The 16,095-nt window shown below is 50.3% G+C and carries 11 protein-coding genes; 3 read left to right on the top strand and 8 right to left on the bottom strand.

From position 1 onward, the window contains the following. Positions 1-16: 16 nt before the first annotated feature. Positions 17-1,372 (bottom strand): MATE family efflux transporter, encoded by a 1,356-nt coding sequence (locus DWZ76_RS08480; RefSeq protein WP_118472425.1) that lies wholly within the window; start codon positions 1,370-1,372, stop codon positions 17-19. A 393-nt stretch (positions 1,373-1,765) separates the two neighbouring features. Here DWZ76_RS08480 and DWZ76_RS08475 point away from each other — a divergent pair, with 393 nt between their 5' ends. After that, entirely contained in the window at positions 1,766-3,085 is a 1,320-nt protein-coding gene (locus tag DWZ76_RS08475) for an acetyl-CoA hydrolase/transferase C-terminal domain-containing protein (RefSeq protein ID WP_118467344.1), read from the top strand. Between the two features lie 158 nt (positions 3,086-3,243). Here DWZ76_RS08475 and DWZ76_RS08470 read toward each other — a convergent pair whose 3' ends face one another. The 3 genes from DWZ76_RS08470 to DWZ76_RS08460 form a co-directional block, all read right to left on the bottom strand. Beyond that, positions 3,244-3,765: a hypothetical protein gene (locus DWZ76_RS08470; protein WP_107001643.1), complete on the bottom strand. Its 522-nt coding sequence runs from the start codon at positions 3,763-3,765 to the stop codon at positions 3,244-3,246. Next, positions 3,762-4,892 carry a hypothetical protein gene (locus DWZ76_RS08465; protein ID WP_118472424.1) on the bottom strand — a complete coding sequence of 377 codons (1,131 nt, stop codon included), beginning with the start codon at positions 4,890-4,892 and terminating at the stop codon, positions 3,762-3,764. Before DWZ76_RS08465 ends, DWZ76_RS08470 begins: the two co-directional genes overlap by 4 nt. 380 nt (positions 4,893-5,272) lie before the next feature. Beyond that, the gene (locus DWZ76_RS08460; protein ID WP_118467340.1) at positions 5,273-7,363 is read right to left on the bottom strand and encodes an elongation factor G; all 2,091 of its coding nucleotides are present in this window, start codon (positions 7,361-7,363) and stop codon (positions 5,273-5,275) included. Positions 7,364-7,697: 334 nt separating this feature from the next. Here DWZ76_RS08460 and DWZ76_RS08455 point away from each other — a divergent pair, with 334 nt between their 5' ends. Together DWZ76_RS08455 and aroA are read left to right on the top strand one after the other, a co-directional pair. Beyond that, a complete protein-coding gene (locus DWZ76_RS08455) occupies positions 7,698-8,804 on the top strand; it encodes a prephenate dehydrogenase (protein WP_118472423.1) in 1,107 nt (368 codons plus the stop codon). 66 nt (positions 8,805-8,870) lie between these two features. Beyond that, positions 8,871-10,148, top strand: coding sequence for a 3-phosphoshikimate 1-carboxyvinyltransferase (aroA, locus tag DWZ76_RS08450; RefSeq protein WP_118472496.1), 1,278 nt, complete (start codon positions 8,871-8,873; stop codon positions 10,146-10,148). Between the two features lie 74 nt (positions 10,149-10,222). Here aroA and DWZ76_RS08445 read toward each other — a convergent pair whose 3' ends face one another. The 4 genes from DWZ76_RS08445 to DWZ76_RS15060 all read right to left on the bottom strand — a co-directional run. Then, on the bottom strand, positions 10,223-11,683 hold the full coding sequence (locus DWZ76_RS08445; RefSeq protein ID WP_118472422.1) for a penicillin-binding transpeptidase domain-containing protein: 1,461 nt from the start codon (positions 11,681-11,683) through the stop codon (positions 10,223-10,225). After that, positions 11,667-13,007 (bottom strand): FtsW/RodA/SpoVE family cell cycle protein, encoded by a 1,341-nt coding sequence (locus DWZ76_RS08440; RefSeq protein ID WP_117795001.1) that lies wholly within the window; start codon positions 13,005-13,007, stop codon positions 11,667-11,669. Before DWZ76_RS08440 ends, DWZ76_RS08445 begins: the two co-directional genes overlap by 17 nt. 47 nt (positions 13,008-13,054) lie before the next feature. Beyond that, on the bottom strand, positions 13,055-15,439 hold the full coding sequence (locus DWZ76_RS08435; protein WP_118472421.1) for a DUF3656 domain-containing protein: 2,385 nt from the start codon (positions 15,437-15,439) through the stop codon (positions 13,055-13,057). 13 nt (positions 15,440-15,452) lie between these two features. Further along, positions 15,453-16,095, bottom strand: a 643-nt coding sequence (locus DWZ76_RS15060; protein WP_182431296.1) for a hypothetical protein, incomplete at its 5' end; no start/stop codon positions are given.

The following is a 16,095-nucleotide window of genomic DNA, read 5'->3' as shown; positions in this document are numbered from 1 at the left end:
AATCTATTGAATCTTCTCAGCCTTCTGCTTTCTCTTCTCTATGATCCATCGTCCGGAACAGATGTGTGCAAATCAAAATCGCCACCACAATCGACAGATAATCCGCCGCCGGCTGTGCATAGATAACTCCATCCAGGCCAAACATCGCATTCAGCACGAAAATCAGCGGAATAAAAATCAGTCCCTGGCGGCAGATCGTAAGAATCAGCGACGGAAGCGCTTTTCCCATTCCCTGGATCGTATTGATGCAGAGGAATAAGATACCAAGGAGTGGCGCAGAAAGCTGCAGGGCAACCACCATCTGAATACCATACTGGACAACTTCCGCATCATTAATAAACATCTGAATCATTGTCTTTCTTGCGACAATCATAATCAATGTCAGAATCGTTCCCATAATAACCGATACAAGTCCTGTAAATTTGAATACCGACATCAGGCGTTTCTTGTTGCGCGCTCCATAATTATAACCGACCAGCGGCTGGATTCCCACGCAGAGACCAATCTGCAGCAGGACAACAAGCATATTGGATTTCATCGCAACCCCCATCGCCGCTACCGGTGTGTCACCGTAGCCGACCAGCGCCTGGTTCAGGATAATATTGGCAAAGCTCATCAGGATGTTATTTAAGGAAGCCGGAATACCGATCCCTGCCACGCCGGAAGCGATTCCATCTCCCATCTTAAAATCACGAAAATGAATCGACAGTGTCGATTTTCCCCGTAGATAATAAGCAATATAGTAAAGACAGGCCGCAATATTGCCGATGATCGTCGCAAGCGCTGCACCGGTCACTCCCCAGCCAAGCACCAGGATCATGATCGGATCCAAAATAATATTTACTACGGTACCTATCAGGTTTCCGACCATCGATTCTCTCGATGCGCCTTCTCCCCGCAGAATATTCGCAAATGCAGTTGAAAACATAATAAACGGCGCGCCGATTGCAATAATCGCCAGGTACTGTCTCGCAAAACCGATCGTATTTACACTGGCACCGATGAGATGCAGAATGGTTTCCATTCCAAGTACAGACAGGATAGCCACTATGACGCCCAGCCCCAGGGATCCATAGCAGCAGAATGAACTGATATGACATGCCCGATCTTTATGGCGTTCTCCCAGTGCTCTCGATATCGCTGAGCTGCCGCCGATACCGAACAGATGGCCTAATGCCATAAAAATCATAAAGACCGGCGTTGCCAGCGAAACTGCCGCCACCTGCAGCGGATCCTTCGTCTGACCGATGAAAAATGTATCCGCCATGTTATAGATAACAACCACCAGCATGGAAATCATGGTCGGAACCGCCATGGTTGCGACCGCCTTCGGTACGGGTGTTTTTTCAAATAAATCCGTATTTGTTTTCATTTGTCGTAACTCCTCTCTTTCTATATTTGTTGTATTCTTTACAGTCACATTCTCGCGCCGAGCGCGGTCGCTTGCGACATGTTTCTGCTTCGCGCAAGTGCACATCATTGGCACGTTAGTGCCTTTTTGTGTAATAGGGGATTCCAAGGAATTTCCTATTACATAAAAATACAGGCACTTCTGCCTGCTGTGTAAAAGACCAACTCTTAATTATAAACACTTAATTTTATCATAAACACCTATTTTGTCAACTATTTCCGTATTAAACTTATCTTAAAACCCAGCTTAAAAATTGTCTTTTGGAATTGTCTTTGGAAGTTGCAAAAAAGCGCTTTCTGGGATATGATGGAAACTAGAAAATTATGAATTTCATACCGATGGAGGATTTTTACTATGTCTAACAATTACGCAGGCAAATTTGTAAGTGCTGAGACCGCCGTCAAGGCTGTTCAGCCGGGCGACTGGGTGGATTATGGCTTTGGCGCTGGATTTCCGGAGCTTCTCGACCGTGCGCTGGCAGCACGCAGGGATGAGCTGACCGATGTCAAGATCCGCGGTGGTTTAGTCATCCGCCCGCGCATCGAGGTTGTCGAAAGCGACCCGGAGCAGAAAGCATTCAGCTACTACAGCTGGCACATCGGCGATTATGAGCGCAAGCTGCAGACCCGTGGGCTCTGCAAGTTTATGCCGATGATGCTGCGTTCCCTGCCGGAAATGTACCGCCACCACATTCGCGTGGATGTTGCCTTTGTACCGGTTTCCAGACCAGATGCGGACGGCTGCTGCGGACTGGGTATTTCCAACTATGCATGGCGCACCATCTTTGAGAATGCGCGCACCGTCATCTTCGAGATCAATGAGCGCCTCCCGCGCTTACAGGGCGTCGATGGTTCCCACCGTGTCCACCTCTCAGAGGCAGATTTCATCGTCGAGGGCGAGCATGAGCCGCTTCCGATCCGCACCTACCGCGATCCGAGCGCCATTGATATTGAGATTGCCAAACGTGTCGTTGAGGAGATCCCGGACGGCGCTGTCCTTTCCCTGGGCGTCGGCGGCGTTCCGTTTACCGTTGCCAATATGCTGGCACAGTCCGACAAAACCGACCTCGGCTGCCACACCGGCACCATCAGCGATGCTTTTTTAGCCCTCTATAAGGCTGGCAAGCTGACCAACAAGAAGAAGGAAATTGACAACGGTTATTCTACCTGGAACCTTGCCATGGGCTCTCAGGAATTATATGACTGGCTGGATAATGAGCCGCAGCTCTTCCATCCGGCTGACGTCGATTACGTCCACTCCCCGTACCGCATCGGTGAGATGAAAAATGTCATCAGTATCAACGGTGGTGTCGAGCTGGATCTGATGGGACAGGAAAATGCCGAGTCTGCCGGCACCCGACAGCTCTCCGGTATCGGCGGACAGATGGATTTCCTGGAGGGCGCATTCCGCTCCGAGGGAGGCAAGGGCTTTATCTGCCTTGCTTCCACCCACAAGAAAAAAGATGGCTCCTTAAAATCCAACATCGTACCGTTCATTCCGGGCGGCAGCACCGTATCTGCACCGCGTACCATGATTCAGTACGTGGCGACCGAATACGGTATCGCAAAACTGACCGGGCTTACCTTAAAAGAACGAGCGGATGCCATGATCGCCATCGCACACCCGGATTTCCGTGATGAGCTGCGCCGGTATGCGGAGGAGAATTTTAAATAAAAATTGGAAAGATACATCGGAACCGAAACATCAACATTCCATGTTATCTTTGATTATTTGAAAACCAGAATTTTCAACATAGAAAAGCCGTAACCTTATACTTTCGCTCATGAGTTTAATCCCATGGGCGAGTATATCTGATTACGGCTTTTTATTTTTTATGCCTCTTTCTTCGCCCCTATAACAACCATAACCACCATAAACCGGCAGACCAGAATAATCATAGACGCAAAGAGCTGCCACAGCGCGATATGCAGAATCAGGCTGACTGCGTACCCACACAGTGCTGCTCCCATTACCATAGCATATCCACAGCACAGTTCGGAGTGATAGGAATGTCTGGGCGAACCTGCGGTGTAGCTTTCCATCAGTCCATAGAGCACCACATATTCCAGCATACACGGAATCAGCGACCAGATGGTTCCGTCCGGCCGCCTCCAGAACATGGACAGGAAGCTAGAAAAAGCAGTCACCAGCACAAGCGCCGCCCCTGCTGCCCGGTACACTCTCATCTCTTTTACATCCATCTGGAAAAATCCAGCCTGCCGCTCTTTCTGGAGAATCCCGATATATAAAATCAGGAACCCGATGCAGGGCGGCAGCAGCATCACATGGAACAGATTAATATGAATCGAAGCAAGAATCAGACCGGCTAAAATCTTATGATCTCCCGTTTTCACTTAAATGCCTCCTCTTTCAGCAGATATTTCCACACATCAATAAAGCGAAGCTCCCTTCTCTTCCTGTATTCATTTTCAAATGAAAGAACCTGCTCCCCGCCATCTTTGCCGATATATGAAAGCACTGCAACTCCTGAATGAAATACCTGCGGCGACTGGTCTTCCTCTTTGCCAATCCAATGGCTCTGGAACGTCAGCACATCACCCGTTTTTACTGTCAGCCGTTTCGGATCTTCCCCTTCTTTTTGGGCTGGGATAGGCTCTCCATTTAAGGTCATCGAAAAATTTTCCATCTCCCCGGCTGACGCAATGCAGCCTTTTACTTCGATGGTTCCATCTTTCTGAACGGTGTAAACCTGTGTGGCCGTTCCATCTGAATTGGCGCTGGAACTTGGATTTTCCAGGGCGCTCCCGCCCTCCGGATTTGCAATCAGTACCAGATTACCAATTTTTACGTCCGCTGTGTTTCCATCTGAATAGAGCACCTGCGCCCGCGTCAGGATTCTCCACTGACGGATCCCGTTATGCTGCGGATCTTCAATCGAAAGCGTAGCATCCAGGCGATGAAGCGCATACTGTCCCGCTGACTGGACTGTCTCCCGCATTTCCTGCATTTGAAGTTCAGGCAACTCTGAAAAACGAATTTCTCTCACACAGATCTCATCCGTCACATCCGTCAGATAGGCAAAATTTACCTGTGTATACCATACATCCGAAGTTTCATCTGTCTCATCCACATTTTCTTCCCCTAGTGCATATAAGGACACTGTATTCTCCAATTCCATATTCGCATTCAGGTCTTTCACACCTTTGTCTAAAACTCCAACTTTCACATCGGAATCGGTACTTTCTTCTTCAAGCGCCTCACTTGACACAGATGGAACGATTCCATCCTCCGAAGTTTCTACTCCGTCCAGCCCACAGCCCAGATAGGCCGACTGGCTGTAGTGCAGAAACAGCGGTTCTTTCAGCCGGAACGTATACTGGGCGATCAGACCCGCCAGCAGACAAATAAGCGCCAGCACCAGCCAGATACGCACGATCATCCGCTCCGGGTGTTTCCGAACTGTTTTTGCCTGTTCTTTTACTTCCATGAGTTCCCCGCTTTTCTCATTTTTCTCTATCATAAAAAGACCACCCACCTGTCTGTATAAGTTGTTCTCTTTGCAACATTATACCTTTTTACAGGTGGGTAGTCTTTTCTATTTTCTTACAATTTATAACCTTCTTTTTGAAAATTCCAAAAGCACGCAATTCGTAGCAATTTAGCATCCGCATTCACTGCCTTAACTTCTCGCCTGTCCCATCGATAACATTCGCAGCGCTTTGTTCAATTCAAGCACAGCCTATAACCATATCGATCCGAAAGACCTTCCAGAAAGAGAAAGCCGCCGCTGACAGCCTTGATGAATCGGTATCGATCCACTCAGCCGCCTGCGGCGGTTTTCTGCTTATTTATATAAGAATATCATATTTTTGACCGAAACGGTAAGCACTTCATCTGCCATTATTCAGCTTCTGCTGCTCTCGCCTCCACTTCTCTCTTCTGTACATCGCCCGGAGCCTGCTCGTAGCGGCTGAACTCATAGGAGAATTCACCGATACCGCCGGTCATGGAACGAAGATCGGTGTTATAACCAAACAGCTCGGACATCGGGATATCTGCCTCGATGATCTGTTTGCCGTGATGGTTGGAGTTCATACCGAGAACACGACCTCTTCTGCGGTTCAGATCGCCCATAACATCGCCGGTGAATTTATCCGGAACGGTTACTTTCAGAGATGCGATCGGCTCAAGGAGAACTGGATTCGCTTCCATGAACGCTTTCTTGAATGCCAGCGTCGCTGCCATCTTGAATGCCATCTCGGAGGAGTCAACCGGATGATAGGAACCATCTAACAGGGTTGCTTTCACACCGACAACCGGATATCCAGCCAACGGACCCTTCTGTACGCATTCCTGAATACCTTTCTCAACTGCCGGGAAGTAGTTCTTTGGAACGGCACCGCCAAATACCTTCTCTTCGAATACATATGGTGTCTCCAGATCGCCGGACGGCTCGAAGGACATCTTAACATCGCCGTACTGTCCATGTCCACCGGACTGTTTCTTATATTTGCCCTGTGCTTCTACTTTCTTGCGAAGTGTCTCGCGGAATGCAAATTTCGGTTTGCTGAGCACAATGTCTACTTTATATCTTGCCTGCAGCTTGCTGACAACGACTTCGAGCTGCTGCTCGCCGATGCCGTAAAGTAAGGTCTGACGGTTCTCGGTATCGCTGACGCTTCTGAGTGTCAGATCTTCGTCCATCATCTTCGCCAGTGCACTGGAGATCTTGTCCTCATCGCCTTTGGTCTTAGCTGCGTATGCCATGTAGGTATACGGGGTAGAAATCTTCGGTTTGTGGTATACAATCGGAGCCGTGCGGACTGCGATGGTATCGCCGGTCTGAGTAACGTTTAATTTGGCAACTGCGCCGATATCGCCCGCCTTTAATTCCGGAACCTCGATGACATCCTTGCCGCGGAGAACATATACTTTCTGAACTTTCTCTTCAGCGTCTTTATTTACATTGTAGATAACGGTATCTGGTTTTAAGGTACCGGTACAAATCTTCATCAGGGAGTATTTGCCGATGAACGGGTCAACCACAGTCTTGAAAACACGTGCCGACAGGGATACATCGTCATTATATTTAGCGGTAAAGCGCTCTGCGGTCGATACATCGACACCGACACACTCGAACTTGTCCGGTGACGGGAAGTATTTATCGATCGCCTGCAGCAAATATGCGAAGCCCTGTGCATTGACACCGGAACCCATCATAACCGGAACGATGTTGCCCTCACTTACGTGCTCGCGCAGCGCCTGTGCGATCTCTTCCTGTGTAAATTCTTCACCGGAGAAATAGCGCTCCATATATTCTTCACTCGTCTCTGCCACTGCCTCGATCAGCGCATCACGGATGATGCCGAGGTTCTTCTTGGTGTACTCCGGAATCTCGCATTTCTCATATTCGCTTAAATGGGTGAAACGGCGGCCTTCCATCTTTACCGCATTGACAAAGCCGACAAATTTTTCATTTTCACGGATCGGCACCTGGAACGGCGCGATCTTACGGCCAAACTGTTTCTCCAGTTTTAAGATCAGCTCACGGAAGCTTGCCTGATCGTCATCCATGTTGGTAACGAAGAACAGGCGCGGCAGGTTGTACTCTTCACAGAGTTCCCATGCCTTCTCGGTTCCGACTTCGATGCCAGCCTTGCAGTTTACAACGATGATTGCTGCATCTGCTACACTGATAGCTTCCTCTACTTCTCCCACAAAATCAAAATAGCCAGGGGTATCTAACAGGTTAATCTTGATCGGTCCATCTTCTCCCTGATACTCCAACGGAATCAGCGTGGTGGAGATAGAGAACTGTCTCTTGATTTCTTCTTTATCATAATCGCTGATGGTGGTTCCTTCCGGAACTTTTCCCATTCTCTTGGTAGTACCTGTTACCAGTGCCAGCGCCTCTGCTACCGTTGTCTTGCCGGCACCGCCGTGCCCCAGTAACACTACATTGCGGATTTGTTTTGTCCCATACACGTTCATAGTTAAGTCCTCCCGTCTATTTATTTTGATGTTTTTTTCTTGTATTTTAACCTCTGTTCATATTGTACAAGAAAATAGAGAAAATTTCAAGCAAAACAACACCTTTATACAAAATTTATTCGTTTTATTTTGAAAAGCATTGAAAATGCGACAATTTCCCTGTTCAAAGGCGGTGAAATCAATCGCATTTTCGCAAATTTAGTAATAAACAGATGTAAAAAAATTCTTTTTCACTTCAACGCGTAAAATCGTTGACAAGTGACTTGTTCTATTCTACAATAATTTCTAGTTTCATTTTTTTACTATACTACTTATGAAAGAGAGCGTAATTGCTATGAATACACCGATTAATCATCTTACCGCCGGTTTCATCGGACTCGGTCTGATCGGCGGCTCTATCGCCAGAGGTTTGAAACGCAGCGCCCCGGATATTCAGATCATGGCTTATATGCGGACCCGCGAAAAATTGGAACAGGCACATGCAGACGGCATTGTTGACCTGATTCTGGACGGCGTGGACGAGCATTTAAGCGAGTGCGACATCATTTTCCTGTGCACACCGGTTGAATTTAATGAATCCTATCTGCGCCAGATCCGCCCGTTCTTAAAGGAAAGCGCGGTTGTGACTGACGTCGGAAGCACCAAGACCAGCATTCATGAGACCGTTGCCGCGCTTGGCATGGAAAGCTGCTTCGTCGGCGGACACCCGATGGCTGGCTCGGAAAAGACCGGCTACGAGAGTTCAACCGACCATTTGCTGGAAAATGCATACTATATCATTACCCCGACACCGCACACCCCAGCTTCCCACACTGACCGTATGGTGAATGTGGCAAAGGCGATCGGTGCGCTGCCCCTGGTGCTGGATTACCATCGTCATGATTTCATTGTCGCGGCGATCAGCCATCTGCCGCACCTCATCGCCTCCAGCCTGGTCAACCTGGTACACGACTGCGACAGCGAGGATCAGATGATGAAACGGCTGGCTGCCGGAGGTTTCAAGGATATCACCCGTATTGCCTCCTCTTCTCCGGTCATGTGGGAACAGATCTGCATGACGAACACAGGCAATATCACTGAGGTGCTGGATCGCTACATTGATTCCCTGACGACATTGCGGGAAGAACTGTCCGACCACCAGTCTAGAGCCATCTACCAGCTGTTTGAGTCCTCCCGCGACTACCGGAATTCGTTTGCAGAAATTCCAAAAGGATCGATACAGCCGGAATATGCCTTCTCCGCCGACGTGGTGGACGAGCCAGGTGCTATCTCCATCATTTCCTCGATCCTCTCCGGTAAAGGAATCAGTATCAAAAATATCGGCATCAGCCACAACCGTGAGCATGGCGAGGGCGCGCTGCGGATCAGCTTCTACGACAAGGCTTCGATGGAAGCGGCGTGGGCGCGTTTGAAGAAATACAATTACACGCTGTTCGCGTAGACTGCAATGTATGTTTCAAACTTAACTTTCAACATTAATGTTTAGGCAGGTACAACTATGAACTCAATGAAATTTACCCATACATCTTCTCTCCGGGGCGAACTGACCGTTCCGGGAGACAAGTCCATCTCCCACCGCAGCGTCATGTTCGGCGCTCTTGCGGACGGACTGACCGAAATCCACGGCTTCCTGCAGGGCGCAGACTGTCTCTCCACGATCTCCTGTTTTTCCAAAATGGGAATCTCGATCGAAAATCAGGGCGAGACCGTTCTCGTCCACGGACGTGGGCTGCACGGGCTGACTGCCCCAGACTCCGTTTTAGACTGCGGCAACAGCGGAACCACAACGCGCCTGATCTCCGGCATTCTCTCGGCCCAGAAATTTGACACAACACTGACCGGCGACGCTTCCATCCAGAAACGTCCGATGAAGCGCATCATCGATCCTCTCTCCCAGATGGGCGCAAAGATCGAGAGTGTCAATGGAAATGGCTGCGCGCCGCTCCATATCACCGGCTCACCGCTGCACGGCATCCATTATAATTCTCCGGTTGCCTCCGCCCAGGTCAAATCCTCGATTCTGCTGGCAGGTCTGTATGCCGACGGAGAAACCCGTGTGACCGAACCGTACATTTCCCGCGATCACAGTGAACGGATGCTGTCCGCATTCGGCGCAGACATCCACACAGAAGGAACCACCGCGATTTTACAGCCGGCAAAACAGCTCTATGGACAGAAAATTCTGGTTCCGGGCGATATCTCCTCCGCTGCCTTTTTTATCGCAGCCGGACTCATCGTACCGGATTCAGAAATCTTAATTAAAAATGTCGGTATCAACCCGACCCGCGACGGCATCCTGCGCGTCTGCAAGGCGATGAACGCGGACGTCGAACTTCTCAATGTAAACACCGCCTCCGGCGAACCGACCGCCGACCTGCTCGTCCGCTCCGGTAAGCTGACTGGAACCGCGATCGAGGGTGCGATCATCCCGACTCTCATCGACGAGCTTCCGGTGATCGCTGCGATGGCGTGCTATGCCGAGGGAACCACCGTCATACGCGATGCCGCGGAACTGAAGATAAAAGAGTCAAACCGCATTGCTGTCATGGTAGAGAATTTAACTGCTATGGGCGCGGATGTGACCGAGACCGAGGATGGCATGATCATCCACGGCGGCAAGCCGCTGCACGGTGCTGTGATCGACAGCAAGAAGGATCACCGCATCGCCATGACCTTCGCCGTTGCCGCACTCGGCGCTTCCGGCGAGACCGAAATTCTGGATGCAGACTGCGTGAACATCTCCTATCCGGGATTCTATGGGGATCTGGAACGGTTGTGTAAATAAAATGTGACTATGCATATTTGAGACAAAAAGGGCAGGAAAAGCTTCAAATCGCTTTCCTGCCCTTTTCTTTTGTCCTACTGCCCATATTTCGCAAAATACCGATCCAGCACCTGTCTTGCGATCGGCGCAGCGACCGCACCGCCGGAACCGGACTCTTCTGCCAGCACGCAGATCGCCACCTTCGGCTTGTCTGCCGGAGCGAAACCGACAAACCAGGAATGTGTCTCCTTACCTGTCTCAAACTCGGCGGAACCGGTTTTTCCGGCCACCGTATAGGATGTCCCCCGCATCGCGGAACCCGTACCAATCTCGACCACCTGGCTCATGAGATGCGTCAGAAACTGTGCGTCATTCGCAGACATCAGGGTTCCATAGGCGGACGGAAGGAACTTCTTGACCGTCTGACCACCCACATTTTCAACATGATCGATCATATATGGCTTCATCAGCGTGCCGCCGTTGGCGATCGCCGATACAATCATCAGGTTATGCAGCGGCGTAATCTGGGTTTTTCCCTGTCCGATCGCGGTCTGAAGCTTTTCCCAGTCATCCGAACTGCCGTCGAGCGAAAATGTGCTCTGGTTGTACGGAAGTGTGTACGGAAGCTCCGAATTAAAGAGCATCTGATTTGCCAGCGCCCGGAATTTTTCTGAATTAATCTGCATTCCAATCTCCGCAAACGCACCGTTGCAGGAATTGGCAAATGCCTGAATCAGGTTCTGCGCCCCGTGTGCCGTCCCGTGGTAACATTTAATCGTATAATCGCCATTCTGGTAAGAGCCATTACAATTATACACATAGTCCTGCCAGGTATTCGGGTTCTCTTTCATATATTCCAGCACCGTCAGCATCTTGAACGTCGATCCCGGCGGATATAAGCCCTGCGTCGCGCGGTTGACTAACTGCGCCTTCGTATTGTCCGGCGATATCAACTCTGCCCAGCGCTCATCGACGAGATTCGCATTGAAATTCGGCTGGGAAACCATCGTTAAAATCTTTCCCGTATCCGGTTCCATGACGATCACCGCACCCCGGTGTTTTCCGATCGCGTCGGATGCCGTCTGCTGCAGATCCACATCGAGCGTCGTAATCACATTGTCGCCCAGATTTTTCTTCCCCTGAAATTCATTGATCGTTTTCTCAATCAGATTCACATGGGAGGAAAGCAGGTAGAAATTCGCCAGCGACTCCAGACCTGTTTTTCCATTTTTGCCAGAATATCCGACCGAATGGACAAACAGATAATCATACGGATAATAGCGTTTCTCGCTTCCGTCACTTGCAACGTTCGTCTGCGCCAGCACCGTTTTATCATTGCTCATAATCGAACCGCGGGTCACCCGGTCTGAGAGGAGATCGAGTCTCGCATTATAAGAGCTGCCGATCACATTTTCACTCTTAAACTGGATAAACCAGCCAAAATAAACGGCCATCGCGATAAAGAGCGCCGCAATCCCATAGGTCAGCCACAGAATATGACGGTTTGAACGCGCTCTCGCATTTTCAGTTCTTTCCATTTCATCCTTCTGCCTCATCAAACTGCTGCTCCTCCTCTTCTTCCTCATTCCGTTTCAGGACATATAGTCCCTGTATCACGCCAAACAGGATAAATGTGCTGAGAATCGAACTGCCTCCGTAGCTGACAAGTGGCAGCGTCACACCGGTGGACGGGATAAACTTGGTCACGCCGCCGATCGTCAGGAACACCTGCACCACATACTCAATTCCCAGACCAAACGCGATCAGCTTGTAAAATAATGCCTGCATCCGGGTCGCAATCAGCATGAACTGCATGAAGCAGCCCAGACAGATCAGGAGAATACAGAGCGCATAGATGCCGCCCAACTCCTCCGAGATCGCCGCAAAAATGAAGTCCTTCTCGACAACCGGTATCTTCTTCGGCATCCCCTGGTAAAGTCCCATGCCAAACCAGCCGCCTGTGCCGATCGCAAAGAGCGCCTGCGTAACCTGATATCCTTTTCCTGCGATGTCACTCCACGGATCCTGCCATGCTTCCACGCGGACACGCACATGCGAAAACAGCTTATACGCCAGCATCGCAGCCGCACAGCCGCTTCCAAGACCGCCTGCCAGATACAGCCAGTTGGAGGTTGCAATAAACAGCATCAGGACATAGGCGAGGAAAAAAATCAGCGCACTTCCCAGATCCTTGGATAACACCAGAATCAACACGTGCGCCGCCGCCACGCCGGTCGTGATCGCCACATTTTTAAACTCCGTTGAGCGGTAAAACATCGTCGCCACGAAGAATACAAAGCTGATCTTAACAAACTCGGACGGCTGGAACGAAAACCCGCCGATACTGATCGAAAGCTGCGCGCCGAAGCTGGTATTGCCGATCACACAGACAACCAGCAGCAGCGCCAGACCTATCAGGCCGTACACCCACGGTATCTTAGCGAGCTGCCAGGTTCTATCTATCACATATGGTATAATCATTGTGATAACCGCCGCAACTGCCATGATGATAAACTGGCGGACCGCCTTGTCCATCGAGATGCGCGTCAGCATGATAAAACTGGTGCACAGAAGCATACACGTGTTGTTCAGCAACAGTCTCGACGCATTCCGGTAAAACAGCCGGTATAAGAGCTGGTACAGGACAAAAAAGACAAGCTGCGCGCCGAAAAACAGCACAACTGCCTCATCCTCGGTTTGTAGATAAATGATCGTACCCGACAGAAGAAATATCAAAAACAGCGGTACATTCTGCAGACGACAGAGCCGGAGTTTCGACTCGTCATCCGGCAGTGAAAAAAAGCGGAAATTATAATATGTATAAATCAGTATCAGCAATATCATCAGATACCTGGACATCGTTGTCACAAGATTTATCATGGTGATCCTCCTTTTCATGTGTACCCGGAAGATTCCCGGTACACACGCTACTCTACGCCCCTCTTAAAATGACCTCTTGTAAATTCACCCTCCAGCTCCACCGGTTCCTGATGGAGGAAGGTCTTCACGTAGGCATCCAGCACTTCCCCGGTCTGTGCCGCACTCTCCGACGTAAATGCCAGACGCAGCACCTCCGGCTGCAGGCGGTCTATCTGCTTTTTATCCTTCAAAAGCGACAGGGGGCTGGAATTGTAGATCGTATTGCAGCAGAAACGGCACTGGTTCCTTACCGGAAATACCTTCTTTTTGCGATCCCGCAGATACAGATATTCCGGACATTTACTGCATCCTTCCACTGTTTTCCGGATGCACTGGGCGGTTACCATGACCGGGATCGAACCATATACGAGAAGTTCCCGTTCCCGGCTGTCGCGCGCCTCCAACTCCCGGCTGTTGAGCTCGACCGGAAGGGTAAAACGCATCGAAAGCTCCGGCGCCATCTCCCGCACAAAATCCTCCGCCCGGTGATTCATCGTATAAATACCATAATCCATCACAAGCGGGATGGAAATCTTCCACTCGCGCACCAGTTCCAGCTCTTCCCATGCCCGGATGACAAGACCGTCAAATCCCGCCGATTCCAGCCTGGAACGATGTGTTTCAAAATATTCCTTTGCCCGATCGCGGAAAATATGCGGCATTACCAAAAGACACTGCTTGTCTGCCTCATGGCAGTGTGATACCCATTCGTTCCACTGTTCGGCGCCAAATTCAGCGCTATCCAGATAGATGGCGCCGACTTCTGGTACGGATAACGCCACTTTTAACTGTGCCGGGTGTTCGACCGAAACGTGGATGTGGTACAGAGCTGTTTTATTCCCTTTTTTATTCTCAAACAGCGTTTTCTGGCTCTGTACAGGTAAATCTGCTGTGAGTTCAACGTCCTGAGCCGGGCTGGTTTTTTCTGATTCCGAACCTGTCTGGTTATTTTCTTCCAGATTCTTTTCTTCCGGATTTTGCCATCCTTTTCCTGTCCCGCACGCCCTATTTTCCGGTATCTCCCGGCGGTATGGACGCAGTATCTCCTCGGTCAGCTGCTCAAACGCAGAGCGGCGGAGTTCATTTAACTCCTGCACCGGCACAAAGGGGCTGCCGCCTGTCTCCACTTCCAGATTTTCAAAATAATACGGCGTATTTCCCGTTTTTCCGAGCTGTTTCTCAATCCGTTCCTTGCTCATCGGCTGTTTCACTGCCGTCTGGACAACTGCTCCGATTCCGCCTGCCATCCGGCTTTCTCCCGTCAGCGGATCTTCGTATTGAAGCGTCAGCTGCAGCGGTTCGCCTTCACAGACACGCGCAAACCCCTGAACCGGTTCTTTCACCTCTGCTTCCACATACGTTTTGTCCAGATACTGGTAAAGTTCCCGGTTTTCCTGGCGGAATGCCGGTTTCTCATGGCAGACCACCATATCGCGTCCATTGTGCTCGGTATAATAGCCTAACGTCTGACCGCCGCGGTCAAACAGATCCAGCAGCTCCTTCCGGTCTTTCGGGTCAACCCGGTAACCTTTTCTGCCATTCTTTAAATATAAATCTACATATTTCCGGTACAGGCGCACCACGCCTGCCGTATAGCGCGGACTCTTCATGCGCCCCTCGATTTTCAAGGAATAAACGCCTGCTTCCAGAATATCCGGCAAAATATCCAGCGTACAAAGATCCTTGAGACTGAGCACATACTTGGAATCGTCCGGATTTAACACGCCATTTTCTTTCTTTTGTTTTTTGTTTTCATTCGGGTTGTTCTCATCCAACCGCCGAAGGACATCAAACGGAAGCCGGCAGGTCTGAGCGCATCGTCCCCGGTTGCCGCTTCTGCCTCCGATCAGGCTGCTGAACAGGCATTGTCCCGAATAACAGTAACAGAGAGCCCCGTGAACAAAGCTCTCTATCTCCACGCCCGTCTCCTGATAAATGCGGCGTATCTCTTCCAATGAAAGTTCACGCGCTGTAACGATGCGGACCGCGCCCATTCTCGTCATAAGCGCCGCGCCCTCCGGTCCTGTAATCGTCATCTGTGTGCTCGCATGAACCGGCAAATCCGGAAAATGCTCCCGGATATAAGAAAATACGCCCATGTCCTGCACGATCACGGCATCCAGTCCCGCCTGGTAATACGGAAGCAGATAGTCGTATAAGTCATCCATCTCGTCTTCCTTTACCAGCGTATTGACCGTCATATAAAGCTGGCGCCCATGAAGATGCACGTAGTTGATCGCTTCCAGCATCCCCGTTTCATCCGGATTTTCCGCATATGCCCTGGCTCCGAAACGGCTGCCGCCCATATAGACTGCGTCCGCCCCCGCAGCAACCGCCGCTTTCATGCTATCGAAGGAACCCGCCGGTGCCAGAATTTCCACCTTTTTTTTCATATCATTTCACCCATTATAACCGCAGAATTGCATCTTTCAGTTCCACCGTTCCCTGTCTCTTGGGAAATGGCTTCCGCTTCATATATGCCTCCACCTGTGCCTGACGGACAGCTGCCAGTTCCTCACGTGCTGCCCCTGCCTCCTGGAGGCTTTCTTCCAGATCTTTCTTTATCGTCTGTTTTTCCTGCTCCAGCTGGCTCAGCTGCTCTTTTACACTTTGTTTTTCCTGTTCCGTCTGCATCAGACGTGCTTCCAGCTGCGATTTTTCCGTCTGCACAGCTGTCGCCGCCTGTCTTGCTTCTTCAAGCTGTTGTTTGAGAATCTCCAGCTTGTCCTGCAAAGAAGCGATTTCACTCTGGGATGACTCGACCGCCAGATGCTGATCTTCTGCCTCCTGTTTCCAAACCTCTGCTTCTCCACGGAAATCGTTTGCTTCCTTCTTTGCATCCGCAATCTGTTCCAATGCCTCTTTCTTTGCAGCTTCTGCCTGCTCCCGGGCTGTCTGCTCCGCCCTGGCAGCGCGATCCTGTGCTGCTTTTTCCGCGGATTCCACGCGATCCTGTACCTCTCTCTTCGCACGTTCAATCTGCTCCTGCGCTTCTTTTCTTGCAGACTCAACCTGTTCCTGTGCTGTTTTCTTCACAGCCTCGATCTGC

This window comes from Clostridium sp. AF35-15 (assembly GCF_003477745.1).
GTDB classification, from domain to species: domain Bacteria; phylum Bacillota; class Clostridia; order Lachnospirales; family Lachnospiraceae; genus Otoolea; species Otoolea fessa.
Note: the sequence above shows the minus strand (reverse complement) of the source record. Positions and strands in the feature narration are given on the sequence as shown.

Bases quoted from the DNA above. Each gene is read 5' to 3' on its own strand.
- DWZ76_RS08480 (WP_118472425.1), bottom strand. From the start codon at position 1,372: ATGAAAACAAATACGGATTTATTTGAAAAAACACCCGTACCGAAGGCG.
- DWZ76_RS08475 (WP_118467344.1), top strand. From the start codon at position 1,766: ATGTCTAACAATTACGCAGGCAAATTTGTAAGTGCTGAGACCGCCGTC.
- DWZ76_RS08465 (WP_118472424.1), bottom strand. From the start codon at position 4,892: ATGATAGAGAAAAATGAGAAAAGCGGGGAACTCATGGAAGTAAAAGAA.
- DWZ76_RS08460 (WP_118467340.1), bottom strand. From the start codon at position 7,363: ATGAACGTGTATGGGACAAAACAAATCCGCAATGTAGTGTTACTGGGG.
- DWZ76_RS08455 (WP_118472423.1), top strand. From the start codon at position 7,698: ATGAATACACCGATTAATCATCTTACCGCCGGTTTCATCGGACTCGGT.
- aroA (WP_118472496.1), top strand. From the start codon at position 8,871: ATGAAATTTACCCATACATCTTCTCTCCGGGGCGAACTGACCGTTCCG.
- DWZ76_RS08445 (WP_118472422.1), bottom strand. From the start codon at position 11,683: ATGAGGCAGAAGGATGAAATGGAAAGAACTGAAAATGCGAGAGCGCGT.
- DWZ76_RS08440 (WP_117795001.1), bottom strand. From the start codon at position 13,007: ATGATAAATCTTGTGACAACGATGTCCAGGTATCTGATGATATTGCTG.
- DWZ76_RS08435 (WP_118472421.1), bottom strand. From the start codon at position 15,439: ATGAAAAAAAAGGTGGAAATTCTGGCACCGGCGGGTTCCTTCGATAGC.